This window comes from Alkalihalobacillus phoenicis (genome assembly GCF_047302405.1).
Lineage (GTDB): Bacteria > Bacillota > Bacilli > Bacillales > Bacillaceae_D > Alkalihalobacillus.
Map to the genome: position 1 here is coordinate 3903795 of NZ_CP154853.1, position 16373 is coordinate 3920167.

General features: G+C 42.3%; 13 protein-coding genes, 8 tRNA genes, 3 rRNA genes and 1 pseudogene. 5 read left to right on the forward strand and 20 right to left on the reverse strand.

The window, feature by feature from the left end:
• Nucleotides 1-139: 139 nt before the first annotated feature.
• Both AA0017_RS18280 and sigW read right to left on the reverse strand, forming a co-directional pair.
• Complete coding sequence (locus tag AA0017_RS18280; protein ID WP_413376821.1) at nucleotides 140-778, reverse strand: zf-HC2 domain-containing protein; 639 nt, start codon at nucleotides 776-778, stop codon at nucleotides 140-142.
• Between the two features lie 15 nt (nucleotides 779-793).
• Nucleotides 794-1357 (reverse strand): RNA polymerase sigma factor SigW, encoded by a 564-nt coding sequence (sigW, locus tag AA0017_RS18285; protein WP_413376823.1) that lies wholly within the window; start codon nucleotides 1355-1357, stop codon nucleotides 794-796.
• Between the two features lie 185 nt (nucleotides 1358-1542).
• Between sigW and AA0017_RS18290 the strand changes: the two genes are divergently transcribed.
• On the forward strand, nucleotides 1543-1719 hold the full coding sequence (locus AA0017_RS18290) for an aspartyl-phosphate phosphatase Spo0E family protein (protein WP_413376825.1): 177 nt from the start codon (nucleotides 1543-1545) through the stop codon (nucleotides 1717-1719).
• 282 nt (nucleotides 1720-2001) lie between these two features.
• Here AA0017_RS18290 and AA0017_RS18295 read toward each other — a convergent pair.
• The 6 genes from AA0017_RS18295 to AA0017_RS18320 form a co-directional block, all read right to left on the reverse strand.
• Nucleotides 2002-2074 (reverse strand) — tRNA-Lys (locus AA0017_RS18295).
• Between the two features lie 25 nt (nucleotides 2075-2099).
• Nucleotides 2100-2174: transfer RNA gene (locus AA0017_RS18300), tRNA-Gln, on the reverse strand.
• Between the two features lie 10 nt (nucleotides 2175-2184).
• Nucleotides 2185-2269 (reverse strand) — tRNA-Tyr (locus tag AA0017_RS18305).
• Between the two features lie 9 nt (nucleotides 2270-2278).
• A tRNA-Thr gene (locus tag AA0017_RS18310) sits at nucleotides 2279-2351 on the reverse strand.
• 12 nt (nucleotides 2352-2363) lie between these two features.
• Nucleotides 2364-2439 (reverse strand) — tRNA-Val (locus AA0017_RS18315).
• 151 nt (nucleotides 2440-2590) lie between these two features.
• Nucleotides 2591-2665 (reverse strand) — tRNA-Glu (locus AA0017_RS18320).
• Between the two features lie 170 nt (nucleotides 2666-2835).
• Here AA0017_RS18320 and AA0017_RS18325 point away from each other — a divergent pair.
• On the forward strand, nucleotides 2836-3018 hold the full coding sequence (locus AA0017_RS18325; RefSeq protein ID WP_413376827.1) for a hypothetical protein: 183 nt from the start codon (nucleotides 2836-2838) through the stop codon (nucleotides 3016-3018).
• Between the two features lie 129 nt (nucleotides 3019-3147).
• Here the strand turns inward: AA0017_RS18325 and AA0017_RS18330 are convergent, their stop codons facing one another.
• Complete coding sequence (locus tag AA0017_RS18330) at nucleotides 3148-3429, reverse strand: hemolysin XhlA family protein (RefSeq protein WP_413376829.1); 282 nt, start codon at nucleotides 3427-3429, stop codon at nucleotides 3148-3150.
• 270 nt (nucleotides 3430-3699) lie between these two features.
• Between AA0017_RS18330 and AA0017_RS18335 the strand changes: the two genes are divergently transcribed.
• A complete protein-coding gene (locus AA0017_RS18335) occupies nucleotides 3700-3846 on the forward strand; it encodes a YjcZ family sporulation protein (protein ID WP_413376830.1) in 147 nt (48 codons plus the stop codon).
• A gap of 86 nt (nucleotides 3847-3932) precedes the next feature.
• Here AA0017_RS18335 and AA0017_RS18340 read toward each other — a convergent pair whose 3' ends face one another.
• From AA0017_RS18340 to AA0017_RS18370, 7 genes are all read right to left on the reverse strand, one after another.
• Nucleotides 3933-4820 carry a universal stress protein gene (locus AA0017_RS18340; RefSeq protein ID WP_413376832.1) on the reverse strand — a complete coding sequence of 296 codons (888 nt, stop codon included), beginning with the start codon at nucleotides 4818-4820 and terminating at the stop codon, nucleotides 3933-3935.
• Between the two features lie 222 nt (nucleotides 4821-5042).
• Nucleotides 5043-5115, reverse strand: a tRNA-Thr gene (locus tag AA0017_RS18345).
• Between the two features lie 27 nt (nucleotides 5116-5142).
• Nucleotides 5143-5217, reverse strand: a tRNA-Asn gene (locus AA0017_RS18350).
• Nucleotides 5218-5243: 26 nt separating this feature from the next.
• A 5S ribosomal RNA gene (rrf, locus tag AA0017_RS18355) occupies nucleotides 5244-5359 on the reverse strand.
• A gap of 214 nt (nucleotides 5360-5573) precedes the next feature.
• Nucleotides 5574-8512, reverse strand: a 23S ribosomal RNA gene (locus AA0017_RS18360).
• Between the two features lie 529 nt (nucleotides 8513-9041).
• Nucleotides 9042-10592 (reverse strand): 16S ribosomal RNA (locus tag AA0017_RS18365).
• Together the 16S, 23S and 5S rRNA genes with 2 tRNA genes alongside form the textbook arrangement of a ribosomal RNA operon.
• A 447-nt stretch (nucleotides 10593-11039) precedes the next feature.
• Complete coding sequence (locus AA0017_RS18370) at nucleotides 11040-11267, reverse strand: hypothetical protein (protein WP_413376834.1); 228 nt, start codon at nucleotides 11265-11267, stop codon at nucleotides 11040-11042.
• A gap of 159 nt (nucleotides 11268-11426) precedes the next feature.
• Between AA0017_RS18370 and pdaB the strand changes: the two genes are divergently transcribed.
• On the forward strand, nucleotides 11427-12188 hold the full coding sequence (gene pdaB / locus AA0017_RS18375; protein ID WP_413376835.1) for a polysaccharide deacetylase family sporulation protein PdaB: 762 nt from the start codon (nucleotides 11427-11429) through the stop codon (nucleotides 12186-12188).
• A 36-nt stretch (nucleotides 12189-12224) separates the two neighbouring features.
• Here the strand turns inward: pdaB and AA0017_RS18380 are convergent, their stop codons facing one another.
• A complete protein-coding gene (locus AA0017_RS18380) occupies nucleotides 12225-12902 on the reverse strand; it encodes a KinB-signaling pathway activation protein (protein WP_413376837.1) in 678 nt (225 codons plus the stop codon).
• 145 nt (nucleotides 12903-13047) lie between these two features.
• Here AA0017_RS18380 and gerD point away from each other — a divergent pair, with 145 nt between their 5' ends.
• Nucleotides 13048-13671: a spore germination lipoprotein GerD gene (gene gerD / locus AA0017_RS18385; protein WP_413376839.1), complete on the forward strand. Its 624-nt coding sequence runs from the start codon at nucleotides 13048-13050 to the stop codon at nucleotides 13669-13671.
• Nucleotides 13672-13776: 105 nt separating this feature from the next.
• On the opposite strand, the pseudogene AA0017_RS18390 reads toward gerD, so the two are convergent.
• The 3 genes and pseudogenes from AA0017_RS18390 to AA0017_RS18400 all read right to left on the reverse strand — a co-directional run bounded on the left by AA0017_RS18390 (nucleotide 13777) and on the right by AA0017_RS18400 (nucleotide 16301).
• Nucleotides 13777-14832, reverse strand: a pseudogene (locus AA0017_RS18390) (P-loop NTPase).
• A 222-nt stretch (nucleotides 14833-15054) separates the two neighbouring features.
• Complete coding sequence (gene cwlD / locus AA0017_RS18395; protein ID WP_003320449.1) at nucleotides 15055-15783, reverse strand: N-acetylmuramoyl-L-alanine amidase CwlD; 729 nt, start codon at nucleotides 15781-15783, stop codon at nucleotides 15055-15057.
• 74 nt (nucleotides 15784-15857) lie between these two features.
• Complete coding sequence (locus tag AA0017_RS18400) at nucleotides 15858-16301, reverse strand: DUF2521 family protein (RefSeq protein ID WP_413376841.1); 444 nt, start codon at nucleotides 16299-16301, stop codon at nucleotides 15858-15860.
• Nucleotides 16302-16373: the final 72 nt, after the last annotated feature.

Below are 16373 nucleotides of genomic sequence, written 5' to 3' on the forward strand. Positions count from 1 at the left end.
AAAAAAACCTAACGATCTTAGACTTTACTACTAATGTTGCGATGAAGATGTTTCAGCCCCCTTAGTTCGTCCCCTAAACCTTAAAAAAACACCCCAGGCACTATAAGCACCTGAGGCAAATAAACAATAGAAATCACACTTAATCTTCATAATCATTATTATTCGTTATCGAGACAACTTCTGTAAAAAATGATTTTATATGGTACCAAACCCACTCTAAAGCTTGATTTACTTCACTAATTTCTCCTGAAACATGGCCAGCAGAAGCTAAGTAAGGCTCACTATTCACTAATAGAACATTCCCTCTCACTTCACCCTCCACAATAAAATTTCCATTTTTTACCGTTAAATCACCATGAATGATTTCTCCCTCCGGAACGATAACTTGGCCGGTTTCATGGTCGACAATTACGTTGCCAGGACCACTTACAGAAATCCCTTCTTGATTTTCAAACCACATTGACGTAATACTTGCTGTCATTAGGAGAAAAAAGATAGCAGCAGCTGTTATGAGCGGGTGCTTTCTTAAATGCCCCTTCCATTTTGATGTCGTCTTCTTTTTTGGCAAGTTCGCCATGACTTTATTCGTAAACTCCTCAGGTGCTTCGATATGTGAAGCACTTTGAACAAAGGCAATCGCCTTTCTTAATTGATTCACATGTTCACGGCATATTTCACATTTCTCCGTATGTCTATATAATTCAAGCTTTTCTTCACTTGTTGCTTCTCCATCAAAATATTTATCAATTAGTTCATTATACTGACGCTCACATCGCATCTTCATTCCTCCTCTCTATACATCCTTCATCCGTTTCCTTAAAGCTTCCCGTCCTCTGTGTATCCTCGTTTTCACTGTCGAAACAGGCATATCAAGAATATCAGATATCTCTTTAAGCGATAAATCCTCAATGTACTTCAAAATAATAACAGTTCGATATTTTAAAGGTAGCCGATTAATTTCATCTTGAACCCATTCTTGAAGTTCTAATGTCACGACCTGCTCCTCAGGTAAAGCTTCATCTGTCGCTATTTGGGATTCATATGTCAGCCCATCGGCCCCTTTTACTTCTTCTTGTAAATAATAATCTGGTTTCTTTTTTCGTAACCTATCAATCGCTACGTTAGTGGCAATTCGAAATAGCCAAGTAGAAAACTTCCGATTAATATCATACTGTTCAATATTTGTATAGGCACGAAGAAACGCTTCCTGTGCCACGTCTTGGGCTTCATAAGAATTACCAACCATACGATAGGCCACTTGATATACTTTATCTTTAAAAAGTTCAACTAGCTCAGCAAATGCTTGCTCGTCACCCTTCTTCACTTCCTTTATGATCCTTTTCACTAATTTATCCATTGCAAATCCCCTATTATTCTCTACTATGGTTTACGAATCAATTCGATACAAGTTTCACTTATTTTTTATTTTACCACGAATTTTTAAAATTTCTTCCTTTTTATGTTTATCATACAATTTATTTGGGAACAGTTTTTATAAAGGTATATGAACAAACTTATATTTTTGTAAAGGGGATTACAAAGATGAAAAAATATGCCTCAATCGACAGACTTTTGAATGATATCGAAAAAAATCGAGACAAGCTTAATAAATTAGCATTAGAATCGAACCTTCAATCGAACGAAATCATCTCATGTAGCCAGCAGTTAGATTTATTAATTCATCAATACCAAAGTATGATTCAACCTCGCTCATCCTAATAAATCAAATTTTAGTTTCCATAATATATATAATAATTGAAACAATAAAAAAAAGAAGAAACCTTCGATAATCCCTTATCTCAAGGTTTCTTTTTCATTTTAAAAAAACCTGTATTATTCCAGTGATGAAATAATACAGGCTTTAAAACAGATGAAGCCTAGCCACTGAACTACATCCGCACAAATAACAGCATGTACTTCTAAGAAATGAAAAGCGGCGGGGTTCTTACACGCTCTTAGCTAAACAAAAAATGCTACTTAAGCTTAAGCAGCATTCAAAAATGAGCCATGAAGGACTTGAACCTTCGACCCTCTGATTAAAAGTCAGATGCTCTACCGACTGAGCTAATGGCTCAAAATTATCTCTAACAAAGATAAAATGGCTGGGCTAGCTGGATTCGAACCAACGCATGACGGAATCAAAATCCGTTGCCTTACCGCTTGGCTATAGCCCATTAATCAAAATGGTGGAGGGGGACGGATTCGAACCGCCGAACCCGGAAGGAGCGGATTTACAGTCCGCCGCGTTTAGCCACTTCGCTACCCCTCCACAAAAGAGTGCCGGCCAGAGGACTTGAACCCCCAACCTACTGATTACAAGTCAGTTGCTCTACCAGTTGAGCTAGGCCGGCATAATAATTAAATGGTGGAGGATGACGGGATCGAACCGCCGACCCCCTGCTTGTAAGGCAGGTGCTCTCCCAGCTGAGCTAATCCTCCATTTTGTCTTCAGATAAGCTTCAAATTTCTTCGTCTAGTTCGTGTTTCTCCTTCAGTCACGTACGGGTGTACGCTCCTTCCCTCGAACACTTCCCATCCTCGATCTTTTCGCTTCTCTTCGACAACAGTCTTTTATACTTCAATTAAAAATTGGTGACCCGTACGGGATTCGAACCCGTGTTACCGCCGTGAAAGGGCGGTGTCTTAACCGCTTGACCAACGGGCCATAATAAACATTTCTTACTGACAAAAAATATTATAACTAATTCCACACAAAAAAACAAGCTTAATTTTATATTTTTTTTATTTCCTTATTAAAATGAGAAATACCTTGAAAATAAGAACTTACGTTCGTATAATAAGGATTAACATTATCATAACTAGGAGTGAATTTTTATGGAGAGAGTGAGTGAAATAAATGAAAAAAAGCTACTTCACCTTCTAGAATACGTGCGAACATCTGCACAAGCAGAAACTAAATTAGAAGTAGCCGAATGTATGTTAGACTACGGTATTGACATACAACTAATTGGAGCAGTAACCGGCTTAAAAAGAGATGAAATTATAAAAAAAATTTAAAACAAAAAGGTTTCTCCACTTTTCTTCTGCGATTCGTCTAATGATTAATCGCCGGTCCTTGAAAGAGGACCGACCATTTCCCCTACCTTGATAAAATAAAGCTTTTTCGAACTGTTCCCCTTGTCACCCCTAACCAATTCGTAAGCCCCACATAATCACAGCTGTAAGGACACTAAAAACAACACCTACTAAACCAAAAATAACTGCCCTAGTTATCGTCTGCCTTAACCAAACCGTGTTTTCCTCGATTTTATCAAGGCTCTTTACCAAGTTGCCCAACGCCTGCTCCTGTAGTTGAACTTTTGTTTCTAAGTTAGTGATACGACTATCTGATGTCTCTTGTTTTGATTTCAATTGTTCAACATCCTTCGAAAGCTGCGATAGGGACTTCTCCGTTTGAGACTTCTCCATCTGCTTTCCTCTCCTAACTACTGAATTTAAACACATTCCAAGTAAACAAAACAATAGATGGACGTGCTTAATATATTATATTTCTCTAATGGAAAGTTGGCACAACAAGTACCCTTTCCTTCAGATTTCCACTGATGTCACCTGCTTCTTAGTACCTCTTAACACACCATCAGCAATAAGCAAGAACCTAAATAAAGTGTCATTTGCCTAAAACCTTATACTAGCTATCTGCATATCGTGTAATATCCCCATATGAAAGGCGGTGTTTTTATGGGATTCTACGGCGGAGCTGGCTACGGATGTGGTTATAACTATGCACCAGTTGCAGGTCATGGTGGCGGTTGTGGTAATGGGTTTGCGCTAATCGTTGTTCTATTCATCCTACTCGTCATCATTGGCGCTTCTTACTGCAAATAATGATATGAAACCTGATCAACGAAAATGATTACAAGCCAAACCCCCAAACGATAGGCCAATCACTTGGGGGTTTAGTTTTATCATTATTATTTTTTAACAGCTAAAACATCACATTTTGCGTGTCTAAGCATCGCATCGGCTACACTACCTACCATGAATCTAATCCACCTACTTTGACCTGTTGCCCCACAAATCATTAGATCTGGCTTTACTTCCCTCGGGACCATCCCCGTCAACATATCACGAGGGTCACCTATTGATATATCAATTTGCACTTTTGTAATTCCAGCTGCTTCAGCTTTTTCTTTATACCTTTGAACCAGCTCTTCACTTTGCTTCATCGCTTTATTATTCACAGACAATGGAACAGAGGATAACGCTCCATTTACATATACCATATTCGGAATAACATTAGCGATCGTTAAAAATCCCCCCACTTGTTTAGCTATCCTTACTGCTTCTTCAAAAGCATGGTCAGCTTGTTCTGAACCATCAACCGCGATTAAAATATTCTTATAGGATTTTAAACTACTTTCCTCACAATCCTTAACCATTAAATAATCACAAGGAGCATTTCGGATAGATGCCTCAGCCACACTACCTGTTAAAAACTTTTCAATCCTATTCCTACCTGTCCTTGAAGTAATTAATAAATCTGCATTCCTTTCTTTGACAAGTTTATTCGATACATCTACTCTTGGATTACCATTTATATAATAAGTTTCAACATTCTCTAATCCGTTTTTTTGCGCTTGCTCTTTATACACCTGAAGCATAGACTCTGTCTTTTTCTCCCAAGCAACAATGAGATTCCCCGTGTATAACGAATGTGAGCCACTTGGAAGATTTTTCACATCTATTACATGACCAATAATTAATGTAGCGTTATTAACCGTCGCTAATTCAATTGCTTTTAGCAAAGCTTGTTCAGACTGCTTTGAACCATCCACACCCACCAAAATTCGTTTATACATAGTTCATTCCCCCTTCTATGATAAAGAATTAGATTATTTCTAATTCTACCTTTATTATAAATGATAATAGAGTTTGGCATTTATACAAATGATTACGTATTTGTGAATAAATTCACAACCAAACCCGTCTTTAACAAAAACACATCTCTTCTTCATACTAAAAGAGCGACCCCGATAAGAGACCGCTCTAAAATGATGTAATTTATCTATGTTGTTATACAAAGCTTCCAACCGGGCTCGAACCGGTGACCTCTTCCTTACCATGGAAGCACTCTACCTGCTGAGCTATGGAAGCCCGAAAATATATAAAATAATACAAAAATGGCTCCACAGGTAGGACTCGAACCTACGACCGATCGGTTAACAGCCGATTGCTCTACCACTGAGCTACTGTGGAACAATAAAAAAATATAAAAAAAAGTCGCCTGGCAACGTCCTACTCTTGCAGGGGGAAGCCCCCAACTACCATCGGCGCTGAAGAGCTTAACGGCCGTGTTCGGCATGGGAACGGGTGTGACCTCTTCGCTATCGCCACCAGACTTTTTTTGGCTTCAAGATAACCGGCGAACTTCTTCGTCAGCTTCCCTCCTTCAGTCATGTCGTGTACGGGTGTACACTTCATTCTTTCAGTCAGTCGCTTCCTCGAATTTCTTGGTTCTCTTTGCCAAATCAATTCTTGATGAAATTTATTCTTTTGTTTGAGAGTTCTCTCAAAACTAGATAATCGATAAAAACATGATGTCAAGAATAATAATGGATAAGTCCTCGACCGATTAGTATCTGTCAGCTCCACGTGTCGCCACGCTTCCACACCAGACCTATCAACCTCATCATCTCTAAGGGGTCTTACTGGATTAACTCCATGGGAAATCTCATCTTGAGGGGGGCTTCATGCTTAGATGCTTTCAGCACTTATCCCTTCCACACGTAGCTACCCAGCGATGCTCCTGGCGGAACAACTGGTACACCAGCGGTGTGTCCATCCCGGTCCTCTCGTACTAAGGACAGCTCCTCTCAAATTTCCTGCGCCCGCGACGGATAGGGACCGAACTGTCTCACGACGTTCTGAACCCAGCTCGCGTACCGCTTTAATGGGCGAACAGCCCAACCCTTGGGACCTACTTCAGCCCCAGGATGCGATGAGCCGACATCGAGGTGCCAAACCTCCCCGTCGATGTGGACTCTTGGGGGAGATAAGCCTGTTATCCCCAGGGTAGCTTTTATCCGTTGAGCGATGGCCCTTCCATGCGGAACCACCGGATCACTAAGCCCGACTTTCGTCCCTGCTCGACTTGTAGGTCTCGCAGTCAAGCTCCCTTTTGCCTTTGCACTCTACGAATGATTTCCAACCATTCTGAGGGAACCTTTGGGCGCCTCCGTTACTGTTTAGGAGGCGACCGCCCCAGTCAAACTGCCCACCTGACACTGTCCCTGAACCGGATCACGGTCCGAGGTTAGAATGTCAGCACAGTCAGGGTAGTATCCCACCGACGCCTCCACCGAAGCTAGCGCTCCGGCTTCCAAGGCTCCTACCTATCCTGTACAAACTGTACCAACATCCAATATCAAGCTACAGTAAAGCTCCATGGGGTCTTTCCGTCCTGTCGCGGGTAACCTGCATCTTCACAGGTACTATAATTTCACCGGGTCTCTCGTTGAGACAGTATCCAAATCGTTACACCATTCGTGCGGGTCGGAACTTACCCGACAAGGAATTTCGCTACCTTAGGACCGTTATAGTTACGGCCGCCGTTTACTGGGGCTTCAATTCAGAGCTTCTCCCGAAGGATAACCCCTCCTCTTAACCTTCCAGCACCGGGCAGGTGTCAGCCCCTATACTTCGCCTTGCGGCTTCGCAGAGACCTGTGTTTTTGCTAAACAGTCGCTTGGATCTTTTCACTGCGGCTCTCTCAGGCTATTCACCTTAATAGAGCACCCCTTCTCCCGAAGTTACGGGGTCATTTTGCCGAGTTCCTTAACGAGAGTTCTCCCGAGCGTCTTAGAATTCTCTTCTCGCCTACCTGTGTCGGTTTACGGTACGGGCACCTCTCACCTCGCTAGAGGCTTTTCTTGGCAGTGTAGAATCAGGAACTTCGGTACTAAATTTCCCTCGCCATCACAGCTCAGCCTTCGCGAGAAGCGGATTTGCCTACTTCTCAGCCTAACTGCTTGGACGCACATATCCATCAGTGCGCTTACCCTATCTTTCTGCGTCCCCCCATTACTCAAACGGTGAGGAGGTGGTACAGGAATTTCAACCTGTTGTCCATCGCCTACGCTTTTCAGCCTCGGCTTAGGTCCCGACTAACCCTGAGCGGACGAGCCTTCCTCAGGAAACCTTGGGCTTTCGACGGAGGGGATTCTCACCCCTCTTTTCGCTACTCATACCGGCATTCTCACTTCTAAACGCTCCACCAGTCCTCACGATCTGACTTCACTGCATTTAGAACGCTCCCCTACCACTTACACCTTAAGGTGTAAATCCATAGCTTCGGTGATACGTTTAGCCCCGGTACATTTTCGGCGCAGAGTCACTCGACCAGTGAGCTATTACGCACTCTTTAAATGGTGGCTGCTTCTAAGCCAACATCCTGGTTGTCTAAGCAACTCCACATCCTTTTCCACTTAACGTATACTTGGGGACCTTAGCTGATGGTCTGGGCTGTTTCCCTCTTGACTACGGATCTTAGCACTCGCAGTCTGACTCCCGAGGATAAGTAATTGGCATTCGGAGTTTGACTGAATTCGGTAATCCTGTGGGGACCCCTAGTCCAATCAGTGCTCTACCTCCAATACTCTCACCTCGAGGCTAGCCCTAAAGCTATTTCGGGGAGAACCAGCTATTTCCGAGTTCGATTGGCATTTCACCCCTACCCACACCTCATCCCCGCATTTTTCAACATGCGTGGGTTCGGGCCTCCATTCAGTGTTACCTGAACTTCACCCTGGACATGGGTAGATCACACGGTTTCGGGTCTACGACGGCGTACTCATTCGCCCTATTCAGACTCGCTTTCGCTACGGCTCCGCTTTATCAGCTTAACCTTGCACGACATCGTAACTCGCCGGTTCATTCTACAAAAGGCACGCTGTCACCCATTAACGGGCTCCAACTAGTTGTAGGCACACGGTTTCAGGATCTCTTTCACTCCCCTTCCGGGGTGCTTTTCACCTTTCCCTCACGGTACTGGTTCACTATCGGTCACTAGGGAGTATTTAGCCTTGGGAGATGGTCCTCCCGGATTCCGACGGGGTTTCACGTGTCCCGCCGTACTCAGGATCCACTCTGGAGGAAACGAAGTTTCGGCTACGGGGTTGTTACCCTCTTCGACGGACCTTTCCAGGTCGCTTCACCTACTTCGTTTCTTTTTGACTCCGTATAGAGTGTCCTACAACCCCAAGAGGCAAGCCTCTTGGTTTGGGCTGTTTCCGTTTCGCTCGCCGCTACTCAGGAAATCGCATTTGCTTTCTCTTCCTCTGGGTACTTAGATGTTTCAGTTCCCCAGGTCTGCCTTCTCATACCCTATGTATTCAGATATGGATACCATCCTATTAAAGATGGTGGGTTCCCCCATTCGGATATCCCCGGTTCAAAGCTTACTTACAGCTCCCCGAGGCGTTTCGCCGTTCGTCGCGTCCTTCTTCGGCTCCTAGTGCCAAGGCATTCACCGTGCGCCCTTTCTAACTTAACCATTTCGGCTGCAAATCAACGGCGGATTTCTTCGTCCACTTCACCTTCTCAGTCATGTCACGTACGGGTGTACGCTCCATTCTTTCGAAGCTTCGTTTCCTCGATCTCCTTGTTTCTTTTTGCCAAATTTGACTTCCGATTTTCGATTGCTCGAATCTCGTTGGTCGTATTATCAAAGGTTTGATATGAATTCTTGACATTCTCGTTCGTCTATCGTTATAGACTCCGATGAATTAATCATGTTTATCTTATTATCTAGTTTTCAAAGAACCACTTGGCTGCGAATCAACGGCGGATTTCTTCGTCCATTTCCTTCTTCCGATTCTCACGTGCTAAAGCACGCTCCGAGTCTCCAGAATTTCATGTCCTCGAACTCCTTGTTGCTTCTTGCCAACAGACTTAAGAAGTTCGATATTCTCAAACGTCTTAACTGTTTTAAGTTTGAAAGAATAGCTCTTTCAAAACTGAACAAAAGGACCAAAGCGCAAACAACCGAAGTTGTTCGTCGACTAGAGTTAAATACTCCATAGAAAGGAGGTGATCCAGCCGCACCTTCCGATACGGCTACCTTGTTACGACTTCACCCCAATCATCTGTCCCACCTTAGGCGGCTGGCTCCAAAAGGTTACCCCACCGACTTCGGGTGTTACAAACTCTCGTGGTGTGACGGGCGGTGTGTACAAGGCCCGGGAACGTATTCACCGCGGCATGCTGATCCGCGATTACTAGCAATTCCGGCTTCATGTAGGCGAGTTGCAGCCTACAATCCGAACTGAGAATGGCTTTATGGGATTGGCTCGACCTCGCGGTTTTGCTGCCCTTTGTACCATCCATTGTAGCACGTGTGTAGCCCAGGTCATAAGGGGCATGATGATTTGACGTCATCCCCACCTTCCTCCGGTTTGTCACCGGCAGTCACCTTAGAGTGCCCAACTTAATGCTGGCAACTAAGATCAAGGGTTGCGCTCGTTGCGGGACTTAACCCAACATCTCACGACACGAGCTGACGACAACCATGCACCACCTGTCACTTTGTCCCCCGAAGGGGAAAGCTCTATCTCTAGAGTGGTCAAAGGATGTCAAGACCTGGTAAGGTTCTTCGCGTTGCTTCGAATTAAACCACATGCTCCACTGCTTGTGCGGGCCCCCGTCAATTCCTTTGAGTTTCAGCCTTGCGGCCGTACTCCCCAGGCGGAGTGCTTAATGTGTTAACTTCGGCACTAAGGGCATCGAAACCCCTAACACCTAGCACTCATCGTTTACGGCGTGGACTACCAGGGTATCTAATCCTGTTTGCTCCCCACGCTTTCGCGCCTCAGCGTCAGTTACAGACCAGAGAGTCGCCTTCGCCACTGGTGTTCCTCCACATATCTACGCATTTCACCGCTACACGTGGAATTCCACTCTCCTCTTCTGTACTCAAGTCTCCCAGTTTCCAATGACCCCTCGGGGTTGAGCCCCGATATTTCACATCAGACTTAAAAGACCGCCTGCGCGCGCTTTACGCCCAATAATTCCGGACAACGCTTGCCACCTACGTATTACCGCGGCTGCTGGCACGTAGTTAGCCGTGGCTTTCTGGTTAGGTACCGTCAAGGTGCCGACCTATTCGAACGGCACTTGTTCTTCCCTAACAACAGAGCTTTACGATCCGAAAACCTTCATCACTCACGCGGCGTTGCTCCGTCAGACTTTCGTCCATTGCGGAAGATTCCCTACTGCTGCCTCCCGTAGGAGTCTGGGCCGTGTCTCAGTCCCAGTGTGGCCGATCACCCTCTCAGGTCGGCTACGCATCGTCGCCTTGGTAAGCCATTACCTTACCAACTAGCTAATGCGCCGCGGGCCCATCCCGTAGTGATAGCCGGAGCCATCCTTTACAAAGAAACCATGTGATTCCTTTGATTATCCGGTATTAGCACCGATTTCTCGATGTTATCCCAGTCTACAGGGCAGGTTGCCCACGTGTTACTCACCCGTCCGCCGCTAACCTCCAGGAGCAAGCTCCCTTTGGTTCGCTCGACTTGCATGTATTAGGCACGCCGCCAGCGTTCGTCCTGAGCCAGGATCAAACTCTCCGTTAAAGGATAAGCTGATTCGCTCATTTTTGCTGGCTAGCTTCAGCTTTCACTGAAGTTCCATTTTGCATTGATTTCTCAATGACTAACATTGACGAGATACCTTGTATCTCTTTAATTCGCTTGGCTTTTGTTCAGTTTTCAAAGAACTTGTTTCGCCCGATTGGCGACTTTTAAATCTTAACAAACAGTAATTCGTTTGTCAACATCTTTTTTTAATTTGTTTCGTGTCCTCTTTGGGACAAGAATTAATATACCATCCTCAGAGAGTGACTGCAACACTTTTTTCAAAAAAACTTAAATTAATTTTTGAAACATCCTCCACAAACCCCCTTCTAACAAAATCAAATAGAAAGTAAAAAAGAAAACTTAGTCTGTCTAACCACCACGTTTCCTTCATTACTTCATACTCTATAATTCGCTCCATAAACATATTAACTATTTATTAGTTTTTTATTGGTACTCTCTTTTCGCACGAGGCAAAGCATACTTTATTCTATCTTCAGGAGAGACAACTCGTTTATATATCCCGTAAACAATATCATATTTTTCGACCATGGCTCCTTTGACCACATTATCAATCCGCGCGTCTGTTAAATCTAACAATATTTCTTCTAATTCACGCTTTAATAAATACTCAATTTCTTGTACTTCTTTAGACGTAAGCAGAAAACCCAACATAACCGACACCTCAACTCGACTTTTAGTAACTGAACAACTCCCACTTTTCAAGTAAAAAATGGTATCCTTACAATTCTTTTCTTTCTAACGAACTTTTATTCATATCTTGTCCCCTTTTTGAATAAAGATATTTTAGGGAAAAAGTGAGGGGGAGTAAGAATGAATCTCTTTTGGGTATTTCATGCTAAACGATTAAAGTCTTTATCAATCATTGTTCTTACTGCATTTATGGCCGCTGTTTTTTTGTACGTAGAACGCACACAACTACCAGTTTTTTCAACACCTGAGGGTCCACAAGCCTTTTACCGTGCGGAAATTGAACAGAAGGAAGTTGCTTTAACTTTCAACATTAGTTGGGGGGAACAGCGCGTTAGTCCCATTTTAGAAATATTAGAGGAACAAGGAGTCAAGGAGGCGACCTTCTTTGTATCAGCTTCATGGGCTGAACGATATCCCGACTTAGCCAAACAGATTATCGACAAAGGGCACATGCTTGGTAGTCATGGATATCAATACAAAAATTATACAAGTTGGGAAGACGAAAAAGTCACTAAGGATATCCAAACTAGTCAACGCATCTTAACTGATTTAGCTGGTAAATCACCACATTTATTAAGACCACCTAATGGAGATTTTGATAAAAGGATACTTAATATAGCAGACGAACAAGGATTGAGCATCATTCATTGGAGCATCGATTCAAAGGATTATACAAACCCTGGAGTTGAGACAATTGTTTCAAATGTTTTAGACGAAACAACAGGCGGAGATATTCTCCTCTTCCATGCTTCTGACTCCGTTAAACAAACACATGAAGCTTTACCGATTGTAATTAAAGAGCTAAAAGATAAAGGTTTTCAATTTATTTCAGTAGACCAGATGATGGAGAACGCCAAAACATCTAGTGAAGAAATTAAGTAAGAACTCTTTTGATATATAAGAAAAAAGGTCAAGCTACTATTTAGCTCGACCTTTTTTCTTTTTTTTATTTTTAGTTGTATTCGTTACGACAGGTTCAGAATTAGGGTTTCCTAATTTACTTTTGCCATCATCTTTATTTTGCAGGCGGTGCAAAACTAAAATTTGCCAAGTGTTTGCAGCAATCAGTGGCGTAAAGTACATCCAAAGCCACTTCGGATTGTTATCCGTTAAAGCTGGTACCCACTCGATTGTCGTCACGACGAAAATAAAGAATAATGCAGGGATAAATGCCCCTTTATTCGTTTCTTTCGCTTTAATATAAGCAATTAACAAACTAAAAAGTAAAAAGATAATCGGCATAATCATATAATGAAAAATCGTTTCTCCACCTTCAGCAAAAGCCAAGTATCTAAAATAAATTAAATCAAAAAAGACAAAAGCAATCACAACTACTTGAATCGAGTTCCAAAGCTTGGCTGTCTTAAATAACCCTAAACCAAATCGGTGGACCGTTAAGTACGCGAAAAAACCCATTTGAGCAATTAAACTAAAAGCTGCTGTAATCCCAATAATCCAGAGTAGCCCGAAAAATAAATTCGCGAAGCCCTCACCAAAAAGAACATCGTAATCAAAATAGATTCCGACGAGCGTACCACTTATACTACCTACCAATAAGGTGGAAAAAAATAAGTAAACAACTTTTCTACTATTCACGACGCTTTCCTCCATCTTTCCTAAAACCTACAATACGATTGTAACAAAATATAAAAGCTAATTACCACTTTATCTTATTCCTCATGCATAAAATTTAAGAAAATGTCTCAAATTAATGACAAAATGAATGAAAGGAGCAACAAGTATGAAAGTCCTTCAAAAATTGCTTGTTCTCTGTTTACTAATCACCCTCCTATCCGCTTGTGCTGCCGCTCAAGAAAATGGCAGTAATGCCGACTATGACAACATGAAAAAAATGATGGTCGACATGCTTAAAACCGATGAGGGGAAACAAGCGATACACGAAATAATGACGGAAGAAGAGGTTCGACATGACCTCGTAATGGATAACCTTTTTGTCAAGCAAACCGTTCAACAAACATTAACGTCTGAGCAAGGAAAGAAATATTGGCAAGAACTGATGCAAGAGCCTGAATTTGCGAAAACTTTTGCAGAAACGATGCAATCCGAAAATGAGAAAATCCTTAAACGATTAATGAAGGACCCTGAGTATCAAGCAATGATGATTGCCATTTTTACTGATAAAGAAGTGGAAGATTCGATTCTTGAACTTTTAAAGTCAAAAGAATACCGCGAGCAACAGATGACCGTCATGGCAGAAGCCTTTGAGAGCCCTTACTTTATCGCAAAAGTCAATAACATCCTCTCAAAAGTGACTGAAGAGCAATTAGAAAAACAAGATGAATCTGGTGGGGACAGTGGTTCTGGCGAAAACAGCGAAGAATCTGGTGGACAAGGAGGAGAATAAGGTCTCCGTCACTTCAATAACAAACGAAAAACATATATAGTCCGTACAAAAAGCATAACAAAAACCATAGAGGGCAAAATGTTACCATCTATGGTTTTTGGGCTTTTATTTAACTGTCTTTTCTGTAACCCTTTTCGCAATTCCCATATAGATTGAACCAATACGGCTCTGTTCCTCGTAAATCGATGGCGCAAAGTCATTTTCATCAATCTCAGGTTGTCCGAGTGGAATTTGTCCAAGCAAATCACACTTAAGTTCTTCCGCTAATCGTTCTCCACCACCACGACCAAATACATATTCCTTCTCGCCTGTTTTTTGACTTTCATAATAAGACATGTTCTCGACCACACCAATTATTTCATGATGGGTCTTAATCGCCATGGCTCCTGCTCGAGCAGCAACAAAAGCTGCCGTAGCGTGTGGCGTACTCACTAAAATCTCCTTAGAATGTGGCAACATCGTATGAATATCTAAAGCAACATCACCTGTACCAGGAGGCAAATCTAAAATTAAATAATCTAATTCTCCCCATTCAACATCGGCGAAAAATTGATTAATCATCTTACCGAGCATCGGTCCTCTCCAAATCACAGGAGCGTTATTTTCGACAAAAAAGCCCATTGAGATTACTTTCACTCCAAAACGCTCGACTGGATAGATGCGATCCGCCTTTACTTGTGGACGTTCTTCAATTCCCATCATATCAGGCACACTAAACCCGTAAATATCAGCATCAATAATTCCAACCCGTTTGCCTAAACGAACAAGCGAGGTTGCTAAATTAACGGATACCGTTGATTTTCCCACTCCACCTTTACCACTTGTAACCGCAATAAATGTTGTTGGGCTATCAGGGTCGAGTAGAGCCGGACCTTCAAACTTAGGTTTTGGGAATCCCCCAGCCACTTCAATTTCTTCTTCTGTTAATTGGTCAAAACGAAGCCCGACTGACGAAGCTCCTTCACCTTTGATGACATTCACAACCTCTTGCTGAACCTCTAATTGTGAACCAGATCCCATTCGAGATAAAGCGATTTTAACTCTGACTTTATCTTCATTTATTTTAATTTCACGAATTCCACCTGTTTCGCCAATGCTTTTATTTAAGTCTCAATCCTTCACTCGACTTAACGCTTCTCTTACTTTTGCTTCTGTCAACACAACTAACACCATCCTTCTCCCATACTTCATTCGACCTTTCTAGTATAGCATACAGAAGGATTGAGCCGTAAACGCTTGCACTTTAAAAAGTTCAAATAAAACTCTCCTCTCAGACAACACCCCCCTATTAAAACGGGATTAATTGAACAAAGTTGGAGAAGAACCAAAAAGGCGCCTACGGAATGCCCGGAGACCCCTACAGATATGCAATCAAAACTTCCCTTATTGTTCAGGTACTTTTTCATCTGTATAAAAACGAAGCACTCCTTGATAAATCGAAGCCGCGACTTTCTCCTGATATTTTTCCTTTGTCAGTAATTGGGCCTCTTCCTCATTCGATAAGAAACCAGCTTCCACAAGAGCACCAGGTATTTCGGCGTTCTTTAATAAATATACATTATGAATTGGTTTTGCGACCCTTGTCGTATTCTCTAAATTTCTCGTCAGTTCATTTTGCACAAACTTGGCCAACTCTTCATTTCCAGCAATCGCTCGTTGATAAAAAACTTGTGCCCCACTCCACTTCGGTGAAGGAATGGCATTTAAATGAATACTCACAAATAAATCAGCGTCCGATTCATTAATGATGTCTACTCTTCGTTTTAAATCCTCTTGTTTCCTTTTCCTAACTTTTGTCGTATCCTCACTCGCTAGATCGACATCTTCTTCCCTTGTCATTAACACGAGAGCACCAGCTTCCTGTAAATAATCGCGTAAGGACAAACTAATCTCTAATGAAATATCTTTTTCAAGTGCCCCATCTTTAGATGTAGCACCTCCATCTATTCCACCATGCCCAGGATCGACTATAATCACTTTTCCTGATAAAGGAAGATTCCAGGTGGACCATGAATCATTGCTTATAAATTGAAATTGAATAATAAAAAGGAGAGCAACAATCCCTATCGCAAATGCAGCTCCTTTTAGCCAATTTTTCACCGACTCCTTCAACACAATTCCCTCCTGTCCCTTTCCTTATATGTATATTGGGACAAGGAGAATAATATGAGAGCCTTTTTAAACTTTTAATGCAATTTCATTCGATACCTCTTTTTCCCTTCTTGTAAGCCTCGCTCCCACCAGTAATCAATAAAAGCATCCGAGGCAATCGATAAAGATTCTTCATGACCATATCCACTCGTATCAAACCAACCGTATAAAATATGAAATAAAGAGTGTGATAATTCCTGTAACTCTAATTCACAACGCTTTTTTACCTCTTCATCTGTTTCACCTAAATAACAAATCCGACTAAATTCAGCCCCAATTAAATAGGCATCAATACCTAAATCCATCACAGGATCAAGTAGAAATGGATTCACTAAAAATTGAAACGGCATAATCGGTCGAAAATGCTGTTCAACATGTTGTTTTAACCCTTTAATCGATAAACGCCTTAAAATCCCCCGTTCAAAACGCCACTGCTTCTGCCTTCTTTTATCCGACAAATTTGTAATAACAGTAGTCACCCTCACCAACTCCCCTCATTGCTTTTTTATAGTATGAGGAGCAAGCATTTGACTCATGCAATGGTTTATTTT

What these genes read in the sequence shown, in the direction of transcription:
- AA0017_RS18280 (WP_413376821.1), bottom strand. Translation starts at nt 778, where the DNA reads ATGCGATGTGAGCGTCAGTATAATGAACTAATTGATAAATATTTTGAT.
- sigW (WP_413376823.1), bottom strand. Translation starts at nt 1,357, where the DNA reads ATGGATAAATTAGTGAAAAGGATCATAAAGGAAGTGAAGAAGGGTGAC.
- AA0017_RS18290 (WP_413376825.1), top strand. Translation starts at nt 1,543, where the DNA reads ATGAAAAAATATGCCTCAATCGACAGACTTTTGAATGATATCGAAAAA.
- AA0017_RS18325 (WP_413376827.1), top strand. Translation starts at nt 2,836, where the DNA reads ATGGAGAGAGTGAGTGAAATAAATGAAAAAAAGCTACTTCACCTTCTA.
- AA0017_RS18330 (WP_413376829.1), bottom strand. Translation starts at nt 3,429, where the DNA reads ATGGAGAAGTCTCAAACGGAGAAGTCCCTATCGCAGCTTTCGAAGGAT.
- AA0017_RS18335 (WP_413376830.1), top strand. Translation starts at nt 3,700, where the DNA reads ATGGGATTCTACGGCGGAGCTGGCTACGGATGTGGTTATAACTATGCA.
- AA0017_RS18340 (WP_413376832.1), bottom strand. Translation starts at nt 4,820, where the DNA reads ATGTATAAACGAATTTTGGTGGGTGTGGATGGTTCAAAGCAGTCTGAA.
- AA0017_RS18370 (WP_413376834.1), bottom strand. Translation starts at nt 11,267, where the DNA reads ATGTTGGGTTTTCTGCTTACGTCTAAAGAAGTACAAGAAATTGAGTAT.
- pdaB (WP_413376835.1), top strand. Translation starts at nt 11,427, where the DNA reads ATGAATCTCTTTTGGGTATTTCATGCTAAACGATTAAAGTCTTTATCA.
- gerD (WP_413376839.1), top strand. Translation starts at nt 13,048, where the DNA reads ATGAAAGTCCTTCAAAAATTGCTTGTTCTCTGTTTACTAATCACCCTC.